Below are 21,325 nucleotides of genomic sequence, written 5' to 3' on the forward strand. Positions count from 1 at the left end.
TCGCCGGACTCGTAGGCTGGGCGCATGTCCGAGCCGCTGAAGCCCCCGCTCCGTCCCGGCACGATCGCGGTCACCGCCGGCCGTCCGGCGCACGACCCCGACAGCCCGCTGAACGCGCCGATCACGATGGCGTCGACGTACGTCGCGGGCGGTGACACGGAGTACGGCCGCTACGGCAACCCGACCTGGGCGGCCTTCGAGGAGGCGCTCGGCGCCCTGGAGGGCGGCCGCTGCCTGGCGTTCTCGACCGGCTTGGCGGCCGTGTCGACGCTGCTCGACCTGGTAGGTCAGGGCAAGAAGGTGGTGGCACCGCGGCACGCCTACAACGGCAGCGTGATGCAGCTGGCCGACCTGGAGGCCCGCGGCCGGATCACCGCCGAGCTGGTGGACATCACCGACACCGAGGCGGTGGTCAAGGCGTGCGCCGACGCGGCACTGGTGTGGGTGGAGTCGCCGACCAACCCCGCGCTGGAGGTCGCCGACCTGCCGGCCATCATCGCCGCCGGCCACGAGGCCGGCGCGTACGTCGTCGTGGACAACACGTTCGCGACCCCCCTGCTGCAGCAGCCCCTCGGCCTCGACGCCGACGTCGTGCTGCACTCGGCCACGAAGTTCATCTCCGGTCACAGCGACGTGCTGCTCGGGGCGGTGGTGACCCGCGACGACGAGCTCTATCGCGTGCTGAAGAACCGTCGCGACATGGTCGGCGCCACGCCCGGCACCCTCGAGGCGTGGCTGGCGCTGCGCGGCCTGCGCACGTTGCACGTGCGTCTGGAGCGGGCCCAGGCCAACGCCCAGGAGCTGGTCCGCCGGATGGAGGGGCACCCGGCCATCGGCGAGGTGCGATACCCCGGCTTCGGGGCAATGGTGTGCGTGGTCCTCGCCGAGGGCGCCACGGCCGCCGACCTGCTCACCCGCAAGACGAGCCTGTGGGTGCACGCCACCAGCCTGGGGGGCGTGGAGTCGACGTTCGAGCGCCGCCGCCGGTGGAAGTCCGAGCCGGCCACGATCCCCGACGGCCTGGTCCGGATGTCGGTCGGCATCGAGGACGTCGACGACCTGTGGGACGACCTGGCCGCCGCCCTGGACGACCTGACCGTCTGACGGTCTCAGTCCCGCTCGTGCTTGGCTTCCTTGGAGATCAGGGCGGTGAGCATGTCGGCCGCGGTCATCTCGCCCTCGACGACCGAATGCACGGCCTCGACGATCGGCGCGTAGACGTCGACGCTGCGGGCCAGGTCGAGCAGCGACGAGCAGGACTTCACGCCCTCGGCGACCTGCCGCGTCGACGAGGTGATCTCCTCCGTCGTCAGGCCCTGGCCGAGCTTCTCGCCGAAGGTGCGGTTGCGCGACAGCGGTGACGAGCACGTGGCGACCAGGTCGCCGAGTCCGGCCAGGCCCATCAGGGTCATCGGGTCGGCGCCGAGCCGCTCCGAGAGCCGCGCCGTCTCGGCGAGGCCACGCGTGATCACCGAAGCGGTGGTGTTGTCGCCGAAGCCCAGCCCGACCGCCATCCCGACCGCGAGCGCGATGATGTTCTTGTAGGTGCCGCCCAGCTCGCAACCGATCAGGTCGGTGCTGGAGTACGGCCGGAACGACGCCGAGTGGCACATCGCCCGCAGCTTCTTGACGTTGTCCTCGTCGGTGCACGCGACGACGCTGGCGGCGGGTTCCCGCCGGGCGATCTCCTTGGCCAGGTTGGGGCCGCTCACCACACCGATCCGGTGCGGGTCCGCGCCGGTCTCGTCCTCGATGACCTCGCTCATCCTTCGCAGGGTGCCGAGCTCGACACCCTTCATCAGCGAGACGAGCAACGCGTCACCCGGGATGAAGTCGACCCAGTCGCGGAGGTTCTGCCGGAAGGTCTGCGCGGGTACGACGAAGAAGACGTCCTCCGCCTCGGTCAACGCCTCCTCGGCGTCGTGCGTCGCGCGCACCGTGTCGGGCAGCTCGATCCCCGGGAGGTAGTCGGTGTTCTCGCGCTTCTCGTTGATCGTCGTGCAGAGCTCCTCGCGGCGCGCCCACAGGGTGACATCGTTGCCCGCGTCGGCGAGTACGACGGAGAACGCCGTACCCCACGATCCGGAACCCATCACCGCGACCTTGGTCATGCACTGTCTCCTGTCCGGTGCCGACGGCCGCGCGGCCGCTCGGGGGCGTTGGGGTTGCCTATCTGCCTGACCCCGCGCGCCCGGGGGTCGAACCGCTGCGCCGGAGCCTTCTCGCCCCGGATGTCCTCCAGCTGACGGGTGATCGCGTCCATGATCCGGTCGGTGGCCTCGTGGAGCACGTCGGGGGTCGGCTTGAGCTCCCGGAGGTCGTCCAGCGGGACCGGGTCGCCGGCCTTGACGGTCATCGTCTTGCGCGGGAACAGCCGCGGCCGCTTGGCGTACGGCGCCAGGATGTCCTGCGGCCCCCATTGCGCGGCCGGGATCACCGGCACACCCGACGCGAGCGCGATCCGGGCCGCGCCGGACTTGCCGGTCATCGGCCACAGCCCGGGGTCTCGGGTGATGGTCCCCTCCGGGTAGACCACCACGCACTTGCCCTCCTCGACGGCCTCGACCGCGGCCGCGAACGCCTGCGACGCCTCGGTGGTGAGCCGGTACACCGGGATCTGGCCGGTGGCGCGAACCAGCCGCCCCACGACCGGGAGGTCGAGCACCTCGGCCTTGGCGAGGAAGCGGACGACACGTCCATGGCCGTAGACGAAGTGAGCGAACGTGAACGGGTCGACGTGCGAGACGTGGTTGGCAACCACCACGCATCCGCCCGTCGCGGGGATCTTGGTGCCGTCGATCCACCGCCGCTTCGTGAGCAGCCGGGCCAGCGGCTCGACAATGGCAACGCAGGTCCCGAACGCCAGGCCTCGTGGCTCCTGGAGCTTCCGGGGGTAGGACAACGCAGCACTCTCCTTGTCGGGCCACGCCGGGCCTGGTTGCGGATGAGGTTACTCGCCAGTGGTCCGCACCGCGCGCACCCAGTGAGAGGATCGCGAGCGTGCCCTCCGCGAACGCTCGCTTCGGTGTGATCGTCCCCGCCAAGCCGCCTGCGTTCGCGAAGTCGCGACTCGGGCGGCTCGGCGACGAGGTACGACGCAGCCTCGCCGCGGCGTTCGCCGCCGACACCGTCGAGGCGGCGATGCGGGCGGAGCTCGTCGACGTGGTGCTGGTCGTCACCGACGACCATCGTCTCGCCGCGAGCCTGCGCACGCTCGGCGCCGATGTCATCCCCGACGGAACCACCGACGACCTCAATGCGTCGCTGATGCAGGCCGCCGCGGAGCTTGTCAGAAGGTCGCCGGGGGTGCGTCCCACCGCACTCTGTGCCGACCTTCCGTCGCTCCGTCCGGCCGAGCTCGACCGGGCCCTGTCCGCCGCGGGTGACGGCGCCGCGTTCGTCGCCGATGCGGACGAGGTGGGCACCACGTTGCTCACCGCGGTCGACCTGGCTGACTTCCGCCCGGCCTTCGGGTCCGGGTCGCGTGCGGCGCACCGCGGCCTGGGTGCGAGCGAGATCGACGTCGACGGGATCGACAGTGTGCGCAGGGACGTGGACACCACCGACGACCTCGCGGCCGCGCTGGGGATGGGCATCGGACCGCACACGTCGCGGGTCACGGCCGACCTGTTCTGACGGGCGCTAGGGTCGGTCCCATGCAGGCGACGGTCTCGCGGTTCGACGACAACACCCGGGCGGGTGCGGTCCTCCTCGACGACGGGGTCGAGCTCAGCTTCGACGCCGAGGCCTTGCGGGGTACGGGGCTACGGCTGCTGCGGCCGGGCCAGCGAGTGCGGCTCGAGGTCTCTGGCGCCGGCGCCGAACGTCGCATCGAGGGGCTGCAGATCCTCACCCTCGCCTAGCCTGGCCCGGAAGAAACGACGACGGGCCGCCCCGGAGGGCGACCCGTCGTGTTGTGCGACGCGGAGGTCAGGACTTCTTGGCGGTCTTCTTCGCCGTCGTCTTCTTGGCCGTGCTCTTCTTGGCGGGCGCCTTCTTGGCCGTGGTCTTCTTCGCCGCGGTTTTCTTGGCCGGCGCCTTCTTGGCGGTCGACTTGGCGGCCGTCGTCTTCTTCGCCGGCGCCTTCTTCGCCGTGCTCGCGGTCTTCGACGTGGCCTTCTTGGCGGCACCGGTCGCCGACCGGCCCGCGCTCGAGGCGGCGGCGAGCGAGAGCTTCGGCAGCTTCTTGGCGCCGGACACCACGGCCTTCAGGTCCGCGCCTGCGTTGAACTTCGGGACCGCGGTCTTCTTCGCCTTGATGCGCTCGCCCGTGCGCGGGTTGCGCACCCAGCGCGCGTCGCGGACCCGCTTCTCGAACGAACCGAAGCCGGTGATGGCGACCTTCTCGCCCTTGGCGACCTCGCGGGTGATCGTGTCGAGGACCGACTCGAGCGCGTGGGCTGCCTGCTTGCGGTTGCCTTCGAAGCGGCCGGCGAGGGTGTCGATCAGCTGACTCTTGTTCACTGGCTTCCCTTTCGTGAACGTGGAGGGGTCGAGCCCGTGCTCGACGTCTGCCTCGCACGTTAAGCACTCGCGGGGCTCGCCACAATCACCACACGCCACTTTTCCCTTGCTTGTTTGGGAAAACCTGCCCCGTCGTACCAAATGAAGGGTTAGAGCGTCGCCGGCTTCCAGCTCGGCCTGCTGCTCTCGAACGCGACGATGGCGTCCTCGTGCGACATCGTGATGCCGATGTCGTCGAGTCCCTCGAGCAGACGCCAGCGCGTGTAGTCGTCGATCTCGAAGGGTGCGGTCAGGGCGTCGGCCTGGATCGTTCGCTTCTCGAGGTCGACGACGATCTCCGTGGTGGGGTCGGCCTCGATCAGCTTCCACAGCTGCTCGAGGACGTCCTGGGTCACCTCGGCCGCGACCAGGCCGGCCTTGCCGGAGTTGCCGCGGAAGATGTCGGCGAAGCGGCTGGAGATCACGACCTTGAAGCCGTGGTCCATCAACGCCCAGACCGCATGCTCGCGCGAGGATCCGGTGCCGAAGTCGGGGCCGGCGACGAGCACGGTGGCGCCGGCATGCTCCGCTCTGTTGAGCACGAACTCCGGGTCGTTGCGCCAGGCACCGAACAGGCCGTCCTCGAAGCCGGTGCGGGTGACGCGTTTGAGGTACACGGCCGGGATGATCTGGTCGGTGTCGACGTTGCTCCGGCGCAGCGGCAGCCCGGTGCCGGCGTGACGGGTGAACTTGTCCATGGTCACTCCTTGGTCGCGACGGGCTCGAGCGCGGGCAGGTCGTCGGGTGACGAGAGCGTGCCGGTGACGGCGGTCGCGGCCGCGACGAGCGGCGACACGAGGTGCGTGCGGCCGCCCTTGCCCTGGCGTCCCTCGAAGTTGCGGTTGGACGTCGACGCGCTGCGTTCCTGCGGCGCGAGCTGGTCGGGGTTCATGCCCAGGCACATGGAACAACCGGCCCCGCGCCACTCGCCACCGGCCTCCTTGAAGACAACGTCGAGCCCTTCCTCCTCGGCCTGCAGTCGGACGCGCACCGATCCCGGTACGACGAGGAGCCGCGTGCCGGTGGCGACTTGGCGACCCTTGATCACGTCGGCCGCGGCGCGCAGGTCCTCGATCCGGCCGTTGGTGCACGACCCCACGAACACGGTGTCGACGCGCACCTCGCGCATCGGGGTGCCGGCGGCGAGGCCCATGTACTCGAGGGCCTTCTCGGCGGCGATCTTGTCGCCCTCGCTCTCGAAGTCCTCGGGGCGCGGAACGCTCGCGCTCAGCGGGACGCCCTGGCCGGGGTTGGTGCCCCAGGTGACGAACGGCGCCATCTCCGACGCGTCCAGCACGATCTCCTTGTCGAACACGGCGTCGTCGTCGCTGACCAGTGTCTTCCAATGGGCCACGGCCGCGTCCCAGTCGGCGCCCTTCGGGGCCTCGGGACGTCCCTCGATGTAGTCGAAGGTCGTCTGGTCGGGTGCGATCAGCCCGGCCTTGGCGCCCCACTCGATCGACATGTTGCAGATCGTCATGCGGGCCTCCATCGAGAGCTCCTCGATGGCGCTGCCGCGGTACTCGACGATGTAGCCCTGACCGCCACCGGTGCCGGTGTGCGCGATGAGCGTGAGCACCAGGTCCTTCGCGGTGACACCGGCGGGCAGCGATCCGTTGACGGTGACGGACATCGTCTTCGGGCGCGACTGGGGCAGAGTCTGGGTGGCGAGCACGTGCTCCACCTCCGACGTACCGATGCCGAACGCGATCGCGCCGAACGCACCGTGCGTGGACGTGTGCGAGTCACCACAGACGATCGTCATGCCGGGCTGGGTGAGCCCGAGCTGCGGGCCGACGACGTGCACGATGCCCTGCTCGACGTCACCGAGCGGGTGCAGCCGGACACCGAACTCCGCGGCGTTCTTGCGCAGCGTCTCGACCTGGGTGCGGGACACCGGGTCGGCGATCGGCTTGTCGATGTCGAGAGTCGGGACGTTGTGGTCCTCGGTGGCCAGGGTGAGGTCGGGACGACGCACCTTGCGACCGGCCAGCCGGAGGCCCTCGAACGCCTGGGGCGAGGTGACCTCGTGGATCAGGTGCAGGTCGATGAAGAGAAGGTCGGGCTCTCCCTCGGCCGTCCGGACGACATGCTCGTCCCACACCTTCTCCGACAGGGTCCTGCCCATCTCAGCTCTCCTTCGTCCGTCTTTCCGACCGCCTCATCGTGACACCGATCCTGACTTGCTTTCCAGTATACGAGACGCCATTATCAGAGTATGGACAACTCTAGCGGAGTAGGCGTGCTCGACAAGGCCGCCCTCGTTCTGTCGGCACTGGAGTCCGGACCCGCCACCCTGGCCGGTCTGGTGGCGGGCACCGGCCTGGCCCGTCCGACCGCCCACCGGCTCGCGGTGGCGCTCGAGCACCACCGGCTGGTGGCCCGCGACATGCAGGGCCGCTTCGTATTGGGACCGCGCCTTTCCGAGCTCTCCGCGGCCGCGGGTGAGGACCGGCTGCTGGCCGCGGCCGGCCCGGTGCTGGCACGGCTGCGGGACATCACCGGCGAGTCCGCGCAGCTGTGGCGCCGCCAGGGCGACTACCGCGTCTGCGTGGCGGCCGCCGAGCGTCCCTCGGGCCTTCGCGACACGATCCCGGTGGGCTCGCAGCTGACGATGCGCGCCGGCTCCGCCGCCCAGGTGCTGCTCGCTTGGGAGGACCCCGAGCGGATGCACCGCGGCCTGCAGAACGCCGCCTTCTCCGCGACTGCGCTGTCCGGCATCCGCCGCCGCGGTTGGGCCCAGTCCGTCGGCGAGCGCGAGCAGGGCGTGGCCTCCGTGTCGGCGCCGGTGCGCTCCCCGTCCGGCAAGATCATCGCCGCCGTCTCGGTGTCCGGCCCGCTCGAGCGGCTGTCCCGCCAGCCCGGCCGCATGCACGCTCCCGCGGTCCTCGCGGCCGCCGAGCGCCTCTCCGAGAGCCTCCGCCGCGCCGCCGAGTAGCACCGGCGAGGAGTCACAAACTCAGCCCCACCGGGGCACGCTCACCCTGCCGTCAGCAGACCGACTCCCAGGCTCGTCAGCGACACCGCGAGCACAGCCGCGCCGGCGAAGACCAGGGCGATCAGCTTGTTGGGCTGCTCGCGGCCGGCACCCATCGAGGAGAAGAAGAAGCCGCCTGGCATCAGCAGTGCCGAGACCGCGACTCCCGACCGGGACACCCAGTCCCAGAAGCCGGTCTGGCTCGTCGAGTCCACCAGCACCTGGCAGACCAGTGCGAGGATCAGCAGCACGCCGGCGTGGGCGTGGCCCGCCCGCGCGAACGACATCTGGAACGGCGTCGCGGGCGCCTTGCCGCGCACCAGCTTCACCATGTACATCCCACCGATCTCCACGGTGACGAGCGCGAGCAGGAGCACGCCCGCCAGCACCCGAGACTCATCCGACAGCATCCGCTTCTCCTTTCGCGTGTTCGTCCAGCAGCTCGACGACGAGCTCGGCCAGTCGCGAGTGCGCGCGGGCGGACGGGTGGAAGCCGTCGGCGGCGAACGCGTCGGCGGTCTCCAACAGGTCCGCGCCCAGCGGCAGGTGGCGTACGCCGTACCGGCGTGCGGTGTCGATGCCGACCTCGTCCATGTGCGCGGCACGTGCACCGAGCAGGCCGCGCAGCCGCCGGGGCAGCGCCGGGAACGTCGCCACGGGCGGCATCCCGAGCAGCACTACGACGGCGCCCGGCGCGGCCCACACCAGGCTGCCGAGCAGCTCGTCGAGGTCGGTGCGCCAGCGGCCCAGGCCGTGGGCCGCCTTGAGATCGTTGACCCCCACCGACAGCACCACGACGTCGGCCGCGGCCAGGTCGTCCATGACGCCCGGGCCGTCGAGCAGGCCCCGGACGCCGCGGGCGTCGAGGCCGCCCCGGGCATGGATGGCCCACGTCGCGGCCGGGGCCGCGAGGGCCCGCGCCAGGCAGCCGGCCACGGTGTCCTCACCGTGCGCGACCCCGACACCGGCGGCGACCGAGTCGCCGATCACCACGACATGCCGGACGACTCGGCCGGTTCCGTGGTGGCCGACCCTTCCGACCGCCTCGGGCAGCCGTTCAACCTTGGATAGCATCACTCTCCAATATTGGAGATCAGCACTATCCAATGTCAAGATGCTTTCCATGTGGATGTCGGACCTGGCCGCCGCGAGCGGCCTGCCGGTGGCGACCGTGAAGTTCTACCTGCGGGAGGGACTGCTGCCGCCCGGCGAGGCGACCGGCGCGACCCGCGCCCGGTACGACGACAGCCACGTCAAGCGGCTGCGGCTGATCCGGGCCCTGACCGAGGTCGCGGGGCTGCGCCTCGACGCGGTCCGTGCGGTGCTCGCCATGGTCGACGACGACAGCCGGTCCTTCCACCAGGCGATGGGCAGCGTGCACCACCGGCTCTCGGCCGGCAGGGGCGACGCCTCCCCCATGGCGCTGGCTCAGGTCGACGCACTGGTCGCCCGGCGCGGCTGGCAGCTGTATGAGCCCAACCCGCACCGCCTCGCGCTGGCCCGCGCCCTCGACGCCCTCGCCGGGCTCGACCACGCCGCGAGCGACGATCTCCTCGACGACTACGCCGACGCCGCCCAGGCCGTGGCCGAGCGCGACGTCGCCGCGGTCGGTCGCGAGGACCGGGTGGCCGGCGCCGAGCACGCCGTCGTCGGCACCCTCCTGCTCGAACCGGTGCTGGTCCTGCTGCGCCGGATGGCGCAGGAGGACGCGTCCGCCCGGCTCAGCGAGGGGTCACGCAAGTCATGACACGCCGGTGAGGAGGCTGATTTTCTGACTCCTCGGCGGAGAGCCCGGTAGGGCTTGCTCAGAAGAGGGCGTCCTGCTCGAGGGTGAGGAGCAGCTGCTTGCGCTCCAGGCCGCCGGCGTAACCGGTGAGGGTGCCGTTGGACCCGACGACGCGGTGGCACGGGATCACGATCGGGATCGGGTTGCGGCCGTTGGCCAGGCCGACGGCGCGGGAGGCCGCGTTGGTCATCCCGAGACGTCGGGCGATCTCGCCGTACGACGCGGTCTCGCCGTAACCGATCAGCTGGAGCTGTGCCCACACGCGCTGCTGGAAGTCCGAGCCCTCGGGGCGGACCGGGAGGTCGAACTCCTTGAGGTCGCGGGCGAAGTATGCAGCCAACTGCCGGGCGGTCTCGGCGAGCAACGGGTCGTCGTCGACGCGCTCCCCCACCGGCCGTCCCGCCGACCGGGCCGCGGCGATGCTCGCCGACGTGTGCGGCGAGACGCCCGGTCCGGGGTCGCCGCTGAACTCGATCGCGGTGACCGCATCCTGGTGGGCGACGATCTTCAACGGGCCGACGGGCGACTCGACTGAGGTCCACATGGTGCTCACAACTCCTTCGTGGTCGAGCGTAGTGACAGAACGCGGTCGGGGCTGAGCACGGCTAGCGACGACCAGAGATGCATGAGCGCGTAGGAGCGCCACGGGGCCCACGCCTCCGTGCGCGCGGCCACGTCCGTAGCCGGCTCCCCGAGCCCGGCCAGGGCGTTGCGGACGCCTACGTCGGTGGGCAGGAACACGTCCGGATGGCCGAGCGCCCGCAGCGCGATGTAGTCGGCGGTCCACGGCCCGATGCCGGGCAGCGCGAGCAGCCGGTGCCGGACCTCGGAGCGGTCCGTGCCGCGGTCGAGCGGGATGTCGCCGTCGGCGAGCGCCCGGCACAGCCGGACCAGCGCGCGCCCGCGCGAGCGCGGCATCGGCAGTGTCGCCGGGTCGGTCTCGGCGAGCAGGTCGGGGGTCGGGAACAGCCGCTCACCGGCGTCGCCATAGGGCTCGCCGTGACCGGCGACCAGACGGGCGGTGACGGTGTTGGCGGCGGCCACCGACACCTGCTGCCCGATCACGGTGCGGATCGCGACCTCGGCACCGTCGACGTGCCCGGGCACCCGCAGCCCCGGGCGGGTCCGCACCAGACGGGCCAGCAGCGGGTCGTCGGCGAGCGCGTCCTCGACGGTGAGCGGGTCGCAGTCGGCGTCGAGGAGCCGGCGGCACCGCTCGACGGCGGCGGAGACGTCCCTCAGGTCCTCGACCCGCAGCCGGCAGCGCACGTGACCACGGTCGGCGACCCCGTCGTCGAGCTCGAGGACGACGTGGCCGGCACCGTGCGGCAGCCGCAGCGTGCGGGCGTACCAGCCCGGACCCCACGACTCGACACCGGCGACCGAGTGGGCCGCGAGGAAGGCGAGCATCTCCGCCGCGGCGTACGGCGCGCGGACGGCCAGCCGCAGCTCGAGCCGGCCGGGGGTCGTCGTGGCGGCTCGAGCGCGCCGGGACCGAAGCTCGCTCGGCGACGCGGCGTACACCTCGCGGACGGTGTCGTTGAACTGCCGGACGCTGGAGAAGCCGGCCGCGAACGCGACGTCGGCGAGCGTCATCGTCGTGGTCTCCACGAGCACCCGCGCGGTCTGGGCCCGCTTGGCGCGCGCCAGTGCCAGCGGCCCAGCGCCGAGCTCGGAGACGAGGAGCCGGTTGAGGTGGCGGGAGGTGTAGCCGACCCGGCGCGCCAGGCCCTCGACGCCTTCGCGCTCGACGACGCCGTCGGAGATCAGCCGCATCGCCCGTCCGGCGGCGTCGGCGGCGACGTCCCAGTCCGGCGAGCCGGGAGTGGCGTCCGGCAGGCAGCGCTTGCAGGCGCGGAAGCCCGCGGCCTGTGCCGCGGCGGCGGTGCGGTGGAACGTGACGTTGCGCCGCTGCGGCGTGATCGCCGGGCAGGAGGGCCGGCAGTAGATGCCCGTCGACGTCACCCCGGTGTAGAAGACGCCGTCGAATCTGCGGTCACGGCTCTTCACCGCCCGGTAGCAGGCCTCGGTGTCCTCGATGTCCATGCCCCAAGCATCGCCGATGGCACCGACCATTACTCGCGGAAATCGGACATGGTCTCGACGGGCTCGACCGTTGCCTGCGGTTGCCGAGGCCCCAGACCGACTCCTCCTCCGGCGCCGACTCCGGCGGGTCAGCCCGTCACGGCCCAGTCGCCGAGCACCCAGTCACGCACCTCGGGCATGTCCTCGAGGTGCTCCACGACGTAGGCCCGGTGCTCCGCCAGGCGTTGCTCGCACCAGGCCTTCAGCTCGCTCGCTCCGGTGGGAGTCCGCCGGGCGTTGTTGATGGCGTCCATCACCAGGTGATAGCGCGATGCGCGGTTCCGAACCACCATGTCGAACGGCGTCGTGGTGGTGCCCTCCTCGACGAAACCCCGTACCCGGAACCGGTCGGCATCGGGTCGTCCGTGCACCAGCTGGTGGATCGCGCCCGGGTAGCCGTGGAACGCGAAGACCACGTCGACGTGGTCGGTGAAGAGCTCCTTGAACAGGGTCTCGTCCATGCCGTGCGGGTGGTCCTTGCGCCGGGGCAGCGTCATCAGGTTCACGACGTTCACGACCCGGGTTCGTAGCCCGGGCAGCCGGTCGCGCAGGATCCGGGCCGCGGCGACCGTCTCCATGGTGACCACGTCGCCGGCGCAGGCGAGCACGATGTCGGGCTCGCCGGAGCCGTCATCGGTGCCGGCCCACTCCCACACGCTGGCGCCCCGGGCGCAGTGCTCGATCGCCTTGTCGATGGTGAGCCACTGCAGCTGCGGCTGCTTGTCGATCACCACCAGGTTGACGTAGGAGCGGGACCTCAGGCAGTGGTCGGCGACCGAGAGCAGGCAGTTGGCGTCGGGCGGCAGGTAGACCCGGCAGACGTTGCCGCGCTGGGTGATGGCGTTCTGGATCAGGCCCGGTCCTTGGTGGCTGAACCCGTTGTGGTCGTTTCGCCAGGCGGTCGAGGTGAGCAGGATGTTCAGGCTGGGGATCTTGGTCCGCCAAGGCAGGTGGTCGGCCTCCTGAAGCCACTTGCTGTGCTGGATGGTCTGCGAGGCGGACACCATCGCGAATGCCTCGTAGGTGGCGAACCAGCCGTGCCGTCCGGTCAGGGTGTAACCCTCCAGCCAGCCGTGGCAGTTGTGCTCAGAAAGCACCTCCATGACGCGACCGTCTCGGGAGATCGCGACGTCGTCCTCGGTCACGCGCTCGGCGAACGCGCGGTCGGAGACCTCGAAGACCGCGCCCAGCCTGTTGCTGTTCGTCTCGTCGGGGCAGAAGAGGCGGAACCGGTCCGGGTTGTCCTGGTAGATGTCCCGCATCAGCTCCCCCAGCTTGCGGGTCGACTCGGCCCGGTCCGTCCCCGGCGCGGACACGTCGATGGCGTACTTGCGGAAGTCGGGGAGGTCCAGGTCCCGGGTGAGCAGGCCGCCGTTGGCGTGGGGACTCGCGCTCATCCGCAGCTCCCCCTCGGGGTTGGCTCTCCGCACCAGCTCGACAGGCGCACCCTCGTCGTCGAACAGTTCCTCCGGCCGGTATGAGCGCATCCAGTCCTCCAGCACCCGCAGGTGCGCGTCGTTCCCGCGTACGCCTGAGAGCGGCACCTGGTGTGCGCGCCACGTGCCGGATACCTGCACGCCGTCTACGACGTCCGGGCCGGTCCAGCCCTTCGGCGTGCGGAGCACGATCAGTGGCCAACGCGGGCGCGTGCCGTCCCAGTCGCCACCGCGTGCGGAGTCCTGGATGGTGCGGATGGACGCCCAGGCGCCGGCGAGTGCAGCGGCGAACCGGTGGTGCATCCCGGGCAGGTCGTCGCCCTCGACCTCGATGACGTCGTAGCCGTGGCCCTCGAACAGGGACCGGACCTCGGAAGGATCCTTGCGTGCGAGCACGGTGGGTCCGGCGATCTTGGCGCCGTTCAGGTGCAGGATCGGCAGCACCGCCCCGTCCCGCGCCGGGTTGAGGAACGAGATGCCCTTCCAGGACCCCTCCAGCGGGCCGGTCTCCGCCTCGCCGTCGCCGACCACCGTGAGCGCGATCAGACCCGGGTTGTCCATCACCGCGCCGAATGCGTGCACGAGTGCGTAGCCGAGCTCGCCGCCCTCGTGGATCGAGCCGGGCGTCGGCACGGAGACGTGGCTCGGGATCCCACCGGGAGCCGAGAACTGCCGGAAGAGCCGACGCAGGCCGTCCTCGTCCAGGGAGACACCGGGGTAGATCTCGCTGTAGGTCCCCTCCAGGTACGCCGCCGCCACCAGCGCCGGCCCGCCGTGCCCAGGACCCGCGAGGTAGATCATCTCCTGGTCCGTCCGCTGGATCAGCCGCGATGCGTGGGCATAGATCAGCGACAGCCCCGGGCTGGTGCCCCAGTGGCCCAACAGGCGGGGCTTGATGTGTTCGGAGACCAGCTGCTCCCGCAGCAACGGGTTCGCCAGGAGATAGATCTGCCCGACCGTGAGGTAGTTGTTCGCCCGCCACCAGGCATCCACGACGGCGACCTCGTCGTCAGTCGGATTCGCCAGCTGCTCGGCCAGCTCGGCGGTGGAGACGGATGGGCTTTGATCTGAGGGGGACACAGGCTCTCCTGCGACAGCGGGCGGCACTGCTAGGACGCTGGCACGCTAGCCAAGTCGGAGCCTCCACGGATCACCCGTTGCGGACGGCCCGCCGCCCCTGGCGGTCTCCACCTGGCACGAGGGAAATGCAGAAAGGGGCCCCGCCCAACGTTTCCGCTGGACAGGGCCCCTCTCGAATGGGTACCCCCGACGGGATTCGAACCCGCGCTACCGCCTTGAGAGGGCGGCGTGCTAGGCCACTACACAACGGGGGCCTGAAGCGGACGAAACTCTAGCGGTAGCGAGAGATCCGGCCAAATCGCTGGGGTACTAGGACTCGAACCTAGACTAACTGGACCAGAACCAGTCGGGCTGCCAATTACCCCATACCCCATGGGATGAGCTCCTTGCGAAGCCCGGACGAGGATACACGTGCGGGTCGGCCGCCACCAAAAGGGGAGCGGCCGGGTGAGGGCCCTCACACAGCCCTCACGCGGGCAGGGTCGCGGGCGGCTGCGGCTGCTCCGTCTCGGGCGGTCGGGTGCGGGTCTGCAGGCCCATCCGTCGCGCCACCAGCACCACCAGCACGGCGTACACACCCGACTGGGTGAGGGTGAGCGGGATGTTCCACCACGACACCTCGGAGACCGTCAGCGAGTCGGTGATGTCGCCGAAGGTGAGGGCGAAGCCGAACGCCAGCAGGTTGTTCAGCACGTGCAGCGCGATACCGGCCTCGAGGCCACCGGTGCGGATCACCAGCCAGCCCGCGATGAGACCGAACATAAAGCGGTCGAAGAAGAGCGGGACGTTCTGGGCGCCGTGCACGAGCGCGAAGATGAGGGCGGGCACGAGCACCGCCAGCCACACGTTCCGGGTGAGGGAGCCGACCGCCTGCGTCAGGTACCCACGGAAGGCGTACTCCTCACCAGCCGCCTGCAGCGGCGTGGTGAGCAACACGATGAGCGCGAGCACCGCGGTCGTGGCGGTGAAGTCGTTGACCGCGCCGCTCAGGTCGGCCTCGTTCTCCCCCGGCACCAGCTGCCCGACGACGACCTGGGCGACGAGGGCCGCCACCGAGAGCGCCATGCAGACCCAGAGGAACTTCCAGCGGAGCTTGGGCACCACGGAGCTCAGCCAGCGCGGCCGCAGCCGGTGCACCACGCGATGGATCGCCCACGTGATCAGGATGATCGACCCGAGCGTGAGGTTGAGGTAGAGCAGTGTGACCGGCTCGATCGACTCGAACGTCAGGGCGTTCACGAGGTTCTCGAGGTAGTCGCCCTCCTCGGGCATCACCCCGACCAGCACGATCGGCAGCAGCAGCAGCGGTGCCACCAGGAAGAACCCGACGAACAGAGCGATCGTGCCGACCACCGGCTTCCACCACGCATAGCTCCAGGTGCGAAGCATCTGGTGGTAGGGCTGCGGCTCGGCGTGCGGGAACGTCGGGTACGCCGGGTACGACGGAGCCGGCGGAAGCTGCTGCGGCGGCGGCCATGCCGCGGGCCCGCCCGGTGTCTGCTGGTCCGTCATCCCCGTTGGTCCTCGTCTCTCAGCCGGCCTGCGCGCTGCTCAGCCGCGCGAGCGACCGCTCGCGACCGAGCAGCTCCAACGACTCGAACAGCGGCGGGGAGACCCGGCTCCCCGTCACCGCGACCCGCACCGGCCCGAACGCGTGGCGCGGCTTGAGCCCGAGCTCCTCCACGAGGGCCTGCCGGAGGGCGGCGTCGATCGCCTCGGTGGTCCACTCGTCCAGCGACGCCAGTGCGTCGTGCGCGGCCTTCACCACGCCGCGGCCGTCCTCGTCGAACAGCTTCTCCACGTCTCCCGGGTCGCGCGTGAACTGCGGCTCCTCCACGAGCAGGAAGCCCAGCATGTCGACGGCCTCGGTCAGCTTGCCGATGCGCTCGTGCACCAGCGGGACGGCCGCGCGCAGCACCGCCTGCTGCTGCTCGGTCGGCGGGTCGGCGACGAGCTCGGCGGCCTGCAGGTAGGGCACCATCCGGGTGGCGACCTCCTCGGCGGAGAGCAGCCGCATGTGTGAGGCGTTGATCGCCTCGCACTTCTTCAGGTCGAACCGCGCGGGGTTGGGGTTGACGCGCCCGATCTCGAACGCCTGCACCATCTCGTCGACGGTGAAGACGTCTCGGTCGTCCGCGATCGCCCAGCCGAGCAGCGCCACGTAGTTGAGCAGGCCCTCGGGCAGGAAGCCCGCGTCGCGGTAGCCGAGGGCGTTGGCCTCCGGGTCGCGCTTGGACAGCTTCTTGTTGCCCTGCCCCATGACGTAGGGCAGGTGCCCGAACTCCGGCATCCGACCGCCGCCGACACCGATCTCGGCGAGCGCGGCGTGCAGCGCGATCTGGCGCGGCGTCGAGGACAGCAGGTCCTCACCACGGAGCACGTGGGTGATGTCCATCAGCGCGTCGTCGACCGGCGACACTAGGGTGTAGAGCGGGTGGCCGTTGCCGCGCACCAGGACGTAGTCGGGCACGTGCTCGGCCTGGAACGTGATGTCGCCGCGCACCAGGTCGGTGAACGTGATCGCCCGGTCGGGCATCCGGAACCGCAGCACCGGCTTGCGGCCCTCGGCCTCGAAGGCGGCCCTCTGCTCGTCGGAGAGGCCGCGGCAGTGGCCGTCGTAGCCGGGCGTCCGGCCCTCCGAGCGGGCCTTCTCGTTGCGCTGGTCGAGCTCGTCGGACGAGCAGTAGCAGTGGTACGCGTGACCCGCGTCGAGCAGCCTGGTCGCCACGTCGGCGTAGATGTCGAAGCGCTCGGACTGGAGGTACGGCGCATAGGCGCCACCGACCTCGGGGCCCTCGTCCCAGTCGAGCCCCAGCCACCGGAACAGGTCGAGCAGCGCGTCGTAGGACTCCTGGGTGTTGCGCGCGGCGTCGGTGTCCTCGATCCGGAACACGAAGGTGCCGCCGTGGTGACGCGCGAACGCCCAGTTGTAGAGCGCCGTGCGCACCAGGCCGACGTGCGGGCTGCCGGTCGGGGAGGGCGCCATGCGGACCCGCACGGCCGTGGCCGGGGCGGGGTTGTCGCTAGTCACGGGAAACCACCTTGTTGGTCAGGGAGCCGATGCCGGCGACGGTCACCTCGACCTCGTCGCCGACGTTCATGGGTCCGACACCCTCCGGGGTGCCGGTGAGGATCACGTCGCCGGGCAGCAGCGTCATGACCGAGGAGACGTGCGAGACGAGGCTCGGCACGTCGAAGATCATGTCCTTGGTGGTGCCGTCCTGGACGATGTCGCCGTTGAGGTGCGTGGTCAGCCTGAGGTCGCCGGGGTCGAAGCCCTCATGACCGGTCTCGATCCAGGGTCCGAGCGGGCAGAACGAGTCGAATCCCTTGGCCCGCGTGAACTGGACGTCCTTCTTCTGCAGGTCGCGGGCGGTCACGTCGTTGCCGACGGTGTAGCCGTAGACGACCTCGCCGACGCGGTCGGGCGCCACGTCGCGGCAGATGCGGCCGATGACCACCGCGAGCTCGCCCTCGTAGTGCACGTCGGCGGACTGGCGGGGGTAGAACACCGGGTCGCCGGGGCCGACCACGGAGGTGTTGGGCTTCATGAACATCATCGGCTCGTCGGGCACCTCGTTGCCCAGCTCGGCCGCGTGGGCTGCGTAGTTGCGGCCGATGCCGACCACCTTGCTGCGTGGCAGGACCGGCGCGAGCAGGCGAACCTCGGAGAGCGGGATCTCCTTGTCGGTGAGCTGGACCCCTACATAGAGCGGGTCGCCCGCGAGGGCGACCAGGACGGTGTCGTCGGCGGGGATGCCGAGCTCGTCGACGTCCCCCGTCACCACGCCGTACTGGGGATCTTCTCCGGTCGTGAACCTCGCGATACGCACTCCCCGAGCCTACCGGCGGAGCGGCACCCTCCTCGCATCTACCCTCGATGCCGTGGAGGCCCTCACGACACCCGCCTGGATCGCGCGGCGCGACGCGCACCGGCGACGCGTCGACGCCTGGGTCGCCCCGCACCTCGAGCGTCGGCAACGCGGTGCGGCGCACCCGGTCGAGGACTTCCTGTTCACCTACTACTCGCAGCGGCCGGCCGCGTTGCGGCGTTGGCACCCCGGGTACGGCGAGCTGCTGACGGGCCGTGAGGCCGAGGAGTACGCGGGGCTCAAGGGCTACGTGCGGGTCACGAGGGGATCACTCGCCGGGCTGACCGTGTCCGACGACCACGTCGCGTCCCAGCAGGTGCTGCTCGCGACGCTGCTCCGGTTGCTGCGCGCCACGGCCGCGCGCCCGCCCCAGCTCGGCTGCTTCGGGATGCACGAGTGGGCGATGGTCTACCGGCTCGAGCAGGACGACGTGCGGCACGCGACGTGGCCGCTGCGGCTCGGCGGCACGGGCACCGACGAGGTGGTCGAGGGCCACCGGATCGCCTGCTCGCACTTTGACGCGTTCCGGTTCTTCACCGACGAGGCACGGCCGTTCAACACGCTGCGGCCGGGCCGTGACGACCGTGCGGACTTCGAGCAGCCCGGGTGCCTCCATGCCGGGATGGACCTCTACAAGCACGCTTACCGGCTGACCCCGATGGTGCCCTCGGAGCTGGTCACCGACTGCTTCGCGCTCGCCCGCGACATCCGGGTGCTCGACATGCGGGCGTCGCCGTACGACCTCTCCGGGCTCGGCTACTCCCCGGTCCGGGTCGAGACCCCGGCGGGCAAGCAGGAGTACGTCGCGGCGCAGCGGGAGTTCGCCAAGCGCGGCGCCCCGCTGCGGTCCCGGCTGGTCGCCGAGTGCGAGCGGCTGCTCGACGTGGCCGGGCCTAGGTGCTGACGTCGAAGACCGCCTGGCCGGCTTCGCACTCCGCCTCGACGTCGGCCTCCTCGTCCTCGGCCTCCAGGCGCACGTCGACCTCCTCGGGCCCGCCCTCGCGGACGTCCACCGAGTAGCCGTTGGCCGGGCTCGCCGCCTGCAGCGAGATCGTCGACCCGTCACACACGACGGTGACCGACCCGGCGGCGCCCTGCCACGTGAACGCCCGGGTGGCCGGGGCGGGCGGGGCCGGAGCAGGGGCGGGTGCCGGTGGTGGGGCCGCCGTCCGGGCCGGGGACGGTGCAGGTGACCGCTCGCCTTCCGGACTGCGGCTCGCCTCCTCCTCCGGGCTCGGCGAAGGGGTACGACGCGGGCGCGACTCGGCGGACTCCGAACCCGACGGGCTCGGCCGCAAGGTGGCCGGATCGCGCACCGGCATGGGTGCGCCACTCGTGGTCGGGGTCGGCACGCTGCGCGGGGACAGCACCTCCTGCCCCGCGGTGTTGATGGTGGCCCACGTCATCGTCGAGCCGGCGATCACGACCCCGAGCCACGCGATGACGGCCACGAGAACGGACCGACGCACGTCCCCACTGTCGCACGCGTCCGAGCCATCCGTGCAGGCGTAGCGTTCGACCCATGACCAGCATCCTGGTCGTCGAGGACGACACCGCCATCCGCGGCGCGTTGTCCCGCGGCCTCACCGAGCGGGGCCACGCGGTCACGCTCGCGACGGCCGGCCTCAACGGCCTGGAGCTGCTGCTCAGCGCGCGCCCCGACGTGGTGCTGCTCGACCTCGGTCTGCCCGACGTGGACGGCCTGCAGGTGATCTCGATGATCCGGGCGGTCGACGCGACACCGATCATCGTGATCACCGCGCGCGACGACGACGAGGCGCTGGTCAAGGCGCTCGACGCCGGCGCCGACGACTTCGTGAGCAAGCCCTTCAGCCTGCCGCAGATCGACGCCCGCATCCGGGCGATCCTGCGCCGCGGTGGCACCGCGCCGGGAGACGCCCAGCCGATCGTCGTCGGCGGGCTGTCGATCGACCCACGGACCCGCACCGCGTCCCTCGACGACAGGGCGCTGGAGCTGTCCCGCAAGGAGTTCGACCTGCTCCTGGTGCTCGCCTCGCGCGTCGGTGAGGTGATCACCAAGCGCGAGCTGCTCGCCGAGGTGTGGCAGCAGGGCTACGGCGGCGGCGAGCGCACCGTGGACGTGCACCTGTCCTGGTTGCGGCGCAAGCTCGGCGAGACGGCGGCCGAACCGAGGTACCTGCACACGGTCCGCGGCGTCGGCGTCCGCATGGTCGCGCCGCGCCCGAACGGCGGCGACGGATGAGGAGACGGCTGGCGCTGCTGGTGCTGGCCACGACGTCGGCTGTGGTCCTGGCCTTCGTGATCCCGCTGTGCCTGCTGGTGCGGAGCATGGCCGAGGAGCGCGCGATGGCCAATGCCAGCCAGGAGGCCCGCAACGTGGCGATCCTGGTCTCCGGCCTGCACGACGACCCGAGGCTCGGTGAGCTGATCGACGCGGTCGACGAACGCTCCCCGGCGAGCACCTCGGTGATCACCTCCGACGGCACCGTGCTCGGCGCCGAGGCGCCCGGCCTGGCCGACGACCCGGCGGTCGTCAGGGCCAGCGAGGGGGCCGCGTTCACCCGGGTCGACGCCGAGGGCGGTCAGGTCCTGGTGCCGATCGTGACCGGCAACGGCACGGACGTGGTCCGTACGACGGTGAGTCCCGACGAGCTGCACCGCGGGGTGACCCGCGCGTGGCTGGGCATCGTCCTGCTCGGGCTGGTGCTGCTGGCGCTGGCCGTTGTCGTGGCCGACCGCTTCGGCAGACGGCTGAGCCGCCCGGTGACCGGCCTGGCCGAGGTGGCGCACCGTCTGCGCGGCGGCGACTTCGAGGCACGCGCCGACCCCAGCGGCACGGCCGAGACGCGCGAGCTCGGTGAGGCCCTCAACGGCCTGGCCGACCGGATCACGGAGCTGCTGGCCGCGGAGCGGGCCGCGGTCGGCGACCTCTCGCACCGGCTGCGGACGCCGGTGACCGCGCTCCGCCTGGACGTGGAGGCGGTCGACGACACCGTGGTCGCCGAGCGGCTGCGGGAGCACGTCGAGCACCTGCAGCTGGCCATCGACGCGATCGTGCGAGCCGCGCGGCGCCCAGTCCGGAGCACCATGCACCACACCTGCGACGCGACGGCGACGGTCCGCGAGCGGACCGACTTCTGGTCACCGCTGGCCGAGGACCAGGGGCGCCGGTTCGAGTGCCGGCTGCCTGGCGAGCCGGTGGAGGTGTCCGTCGAGGCAGCCGACCTGCGTGACATCGTCGACATCCTGGTCGACAACGTGTTCGCGCACACGCCCGAGAGCACCCCGTTCGAAGTCTCGCTCACGCCCGGACCCAGGCCCCTGCTCACCGTGCGCGACCACGGACCCGGGATGGCCGGCGCCCCGGAGCCCGCCGACCCCGCGGGGCAGCGCCAGGGATTCTCCGGGCTGGGCCTGCAGATCGTCCGACGCACGGTGGCGCGCTTCAACGGTGAGATGACCACCTCGTCGGCTCCAGGAGAGGGGACCCGGATCCAGGTGTGGCTACCGCCCGCGCCCCCGGGCGAGAACGGCAGTCCTCACCGTCGAGGGATCGGTCGCGGCCGACGCGGCACCGCCGAGCGGCGCGGCCGGTCCTACTGAC

General features: G+C 71.2%; 22 protein-coding genes and 2 tRNA genes. 8 read left to right on the top strand and 16 right to left on the bottom strand.

Annotated elements, in window-relative coordinates; all coding sequences use genetic code 11:
• Window positions 1-24 precede the first annotated feature (24 nt).
• On the top strand, window positions 25-1,104 hold the full coding sequence (locus VFH10_RS14220; RefSeq protein ID WP_325129681.1) for a trans-sulfuration enzyme family protein: 1,080 nt from the start codon (window positions 25-27) through the stop codon (window positions 1,102-1,104).
• Between the two features lie 5 nt (window positions 1,105-1,109).
• Here VFH10_RS14220 and VFH10_RS14225 read toward each other — a convergent pair whose 3' ends face one another.
• A complete protein-coding gene (locus VFH10_RS14225) occupies window positions 1,110-2,111 on the bottom strand; it encodes an NAD(P)H-dependent glycerol-3-phosphate dehydrogenase (protein ID WP_325129683.1) in 1,002 nt (333 codons plus the stop codon).
• Window positions 2,108-2,902 (bottom strand): lysophospholipid acyltransferase family protein, encoded by a 795-nt coding sequence (locus VFH10_RS14230; RefSeq protein ID WP_325129685.1) that lies wholly within the window; start codon window positions 2,900-2,902, stop codon window positions 2,108-2,110. Before VFH10_RS14230 ends, VFH10_RS14225 begins: the two co-directional genes overlap by 4 nt.
• Window positions 2,903-3,000: 98 nt before the next feature.
• Here VFH10_RS14230 and cofC point away from each other — a divergent pair, with 98 nt between their 5' ends.
• Both cofC and VFH10_RS14240 read left to right on the top strand, forming a co-directional pair.
• The gene (gene cofC / locus VFH10_RS14235; RefSeq protein ID WP_325129686.1) at window positions 3,001-3,636 is read left to right on the top strand and encodes a 2-phospho-L-lactate guanylyltransferase; all 636 of its coding nucleotides are present in this window, start codon (window positions 3,001-3,003) and stop codon (window positions 3,634-3,636) included.
• Between the two features lie 20 nt (window positions 3,637-3,656).
• Window positions 3,657-3,863, top strand: coding sequence for a hypothetical protein (locus VFH10_RS14240; protein ID WP_325129687.1), 207 nt, complete (start codon window positions 3,657-3,659; stop codon window positions 3,861-3,863).
• A 67-nt stretch (window positions 3,864-3,930) separates the two neighbouring features.
• Here VFH10_RS14240 and VFH10_RS14245 read toward each other — a convergent pair whose 3' ends face one another.
• From VFH10_RS14245 to leuC, 3 genes are all read right to left on the bottom strand, one after another.
• Window positions 3,931-4,464 carry an HU family DNA-binding protein gene (locus VFH10_RS14245; protein ID WP_325129688.1) on the bottom strand — a complete coding sequence of 178 codons (534 nt, stop codon included), beginning with the start codon at window positions 4,462-4,464 and terminating at the stop codon, window positions 3,931-3,933.
• Window positions 4,465-4,613: 149 nt separating this feature from the next.
• Entirely contained in the window at window positions 4,614-5,201 is a 588-nt protein-coding gene (gene leuD / locus VFH10_RS14250) for a 3-isopropylmalate dehydratase small subunit (protein WP_325129689.1), read from the bottom strand.
• A gap of 2 nt (window positions 5,202-5,203) precedes the next feature.
• Window positions 5,204-6,631 (bottom strand): 3-isopropylmalate dehydratase large subunit, encoded by a 1,428-nt coding sequence (leuC, locus tag VFH10_RS14255; RefSeq protein ID WP_325129690.1) that lies wholly within the window; start codon window positions 6,629-6,631, stop codon window positions 5,204-5,206.
• 90 nt (window positions 6,632-6,721) lie between these two features.
• Here leuC and VFH10_RS14260 point away from each other — a divergent pair, with 90 nt between their 5' ends.
• On the top strand, window positions 6,722-7,441 hold the full coding sequence (locus VFH10_RS14260) for an IclR family transcriptional regulator (protein ID WP_325129693.1): 720 nt from the start codon (window positions 6,722-6,724) through the stop codon (window positions 7,439-7,441).
• A 41-nt stretch (window positions 7,442-7,482) separates the two neighbouring features.
• Here the strand turns inward: VFH10_RS14260 and VFH10_RS14265 are convergent, their stop codons facing one another.
• A complete protein-coding gene (locus VFH10_RS14265) occupies window positions 7,483-7,890 on the bottom strand; it encodes a hypothetical protein (protein WP_325129695.1) in 408 nt (135 codons plus the stop codon).
• Window positions 7,877-8,554: an SGNH/GDSL hydrolase family protein gene (locus VFH10_RS14270; RefSeq protein ID WP_325129696.1), complete on the bottom strand. Its 678-nt coding sequence runs from the start codon at window positions 8,552-8,554 to the stop codon at window positions 7,877-7,879. The genes VFH10_RS14265 and VFH10_RS14270 overlap by 14 nt, the downstream gene beginning before the upstream one ends.
• 40 nt (window positions 8,555-8,594) lie before the next feature.
• Between VFH10_RS14270 and VFH10_RS14275 the strand changes: the two genes are divergently transcribed.
• A complete protein-coding gene (locus tag VFH10_RS14275) occupies window positions 8,595-9,227 on the top strand; it encodes a MerR family transcriptional regulator (RefSeq protein ID WP_325129698.1) in 633 nt (210 codons plus the stop codon).
• 58 nt (window positions 9,228-9,285) lie between these two features.
• Here the strand turns inward: VFH10_RS14275 and VFH10_RS14280 are convergent, their stop codons facing one another.
• From VFH10_RS14280 to VFH10_RS14315, 8 genes are all read right to left on the bottom strand, one after another.
• Window positions 9,286-9,810 carry a methylated-DNA--[protein]-cysteine S-methyltransferase gene (locus tag VFH10_RS14280; protein WP_325129700.1) on the bottom strand — a complete coding sequence of 175 codons (525 nt, stop codon included), beginning with the start codon at window positions 9,808-9,810 and terminating at the stop codon, window positions 9,286-9,288.
• Between the two features lie 5 nt (window positions 9,811-9,815).
• Window positions 9,816-11,312: an AlkA N-terminal domain-containing protein gene (locus VFH10_RS14285; RefSeq protein WP_325129702.1), complete on the bottom strand. Its 1,497-nt coding sequence runs from the start codon at window positions 11,310-11,312 to the stop codon at window positions 9,816-9,818.
• A gap of 128 nt (window positions 11,313-11,440) precedes the next feature.
• Complete coding sequence (locus VFH10_RS14290; RefSeq protein WP_325129704.1) at window positions 11,441-13,867, bottom strand: phosphoketolase family protein; 2,427 nt, start codon at window positions 13,865-13,867, stop codon at window positions 11,441-11,443.
• Between the two features lie 181 nt (window positions 13,868-14,048).
• A tRNA-Glu gene (locus VFH10_RS14295) sits at window positions 14,049-14,121 on the bottom strand.
• Between the two features lie 47 nt (window positions 14,122-14,168).
• Window positions 14,169-14,240, bottom strand: a tRNA-Gln gene (locus VFH10_RS14300).
• Window positions 14,241-14,335: 95 nt separating this feature from the next.
• Window positions 14,336-15,379, bottom strand: a complete 1,044-nt coding sequence (locus VFH10_RS14305; RefSeq protein ID WP_325129706.1) for a CPBP family intramembrane glutamic endopeptidase — start codon at window positions 15,377-15,379, stop codon at window positions 14,336-14,338.
• Window positions 15,380-15,398: 19 nt separating this feature from the next.
• Complete coding sequence (gene gltX / locus VFH10_RS14310) at window positions 15,399-16,853, bottom strand: glutamate--tRNA ligase (RefSeq protein ID WP_325129734.1); 1,455 nt, start codon at window positions 16,851-16,853, stop codon at window positions 15,399-15,401.
• Between the two features lie 37 nt (window positions 16,854-16,890).
• Window positions 16,891-17,700 carry a fumarylacetoacetate hydrolase family protein gene (locus VFH10_RS14315; protein ID WP_325129708.1) on the bottom strand — a complete coding sequence of 270 codons (810 nt, stop codon included), beginning with the start codon at window positions 17,698-17,700 and terminating at the stop codon, window positions 16,891-16,893.
• A gap of 52 nt (window positions 17,701-17,752) precedes the next feature.
• On the opposite strand from VFH10_RS14315, the gene VFH10_RS14320 reads away from it, so the two are divergent.
• Window positions 17,753-18,643: a 3-methyladenine DNA glycosylase gene (locus VFH10_RS14320; protein WP_325129710.1), complete on the top strand. Its 891-nt coding sequence runs from the start codon at window positions 17,753-17,755 to the stop codon at window positions 18,641-18,643.
• On the opposite strand, the gene VFH10_RS14325 is transcribed toward VFH10_RS14320, so the two are convergent.
• Window positions 18,633-19,208: a hypothetical protein gene (locus tag VFH10_RS14325; protein ID WP_325129712.1), complete on the bottom strand. Its 576-nt coding sequence runs from the start codon at window positions 19,206-19,208 to the stop codon at window positions 18,633-18,635. The two genes, VFH10_RS14320 and VFH10_RS14325, sit on opposite strands and share 11 nt — an antisense overlap.
• 53 nt (window positions 19,209-19,261) lie before the next feature.
• On the opposite strand from VFH10_RS14325, the gene VFH10_RS14330 reads away from it, so the two are divergent.
• Both VFH10_RS14330 and VFH10_RS14335 read left to right on the top strand, forming a co-directional pair.
• Window positions 19,262-19,963: a response regulator transcription factor gene (locus tag VFH10_RS14330; RefSeq protein ID WP_325129714.1), complete on the top strand. Its 702-nt coding sequence runs from the start codon at window positions 19,262-19,264 to the stop codon at window positions 19,961-19,963.
• The gene (locus VFH10_RS14335; RefSeq protein WP_325129717.1) at window positions 19,960-21,324 is read left to right on the top strand and encodes a HAMP domain-containing sensor histidine kinase; all 1,365 of its coding nucleotides are present in this window, start codon (window positions 19,960-19,962) and stop codon (window positions 21,322-21,324) included. Before VFH10_RS14330 ends, VFH10_RS14335 begins: the two co-directional genes overlap by 4 nt.
• The last annotated feature ends 1 nt before the right edge of the window (window position 21,325 follow it).

It is taken from the genome of Nocardioides sp., from assembly GCF_035697785.1.
In the GTDB taxonomy this organism is placed as follows: Bacteria; Actinomycetota; Actinomycetes; order Propionibacteriales; family Nocardioidaceae; genus Nocardioides_B.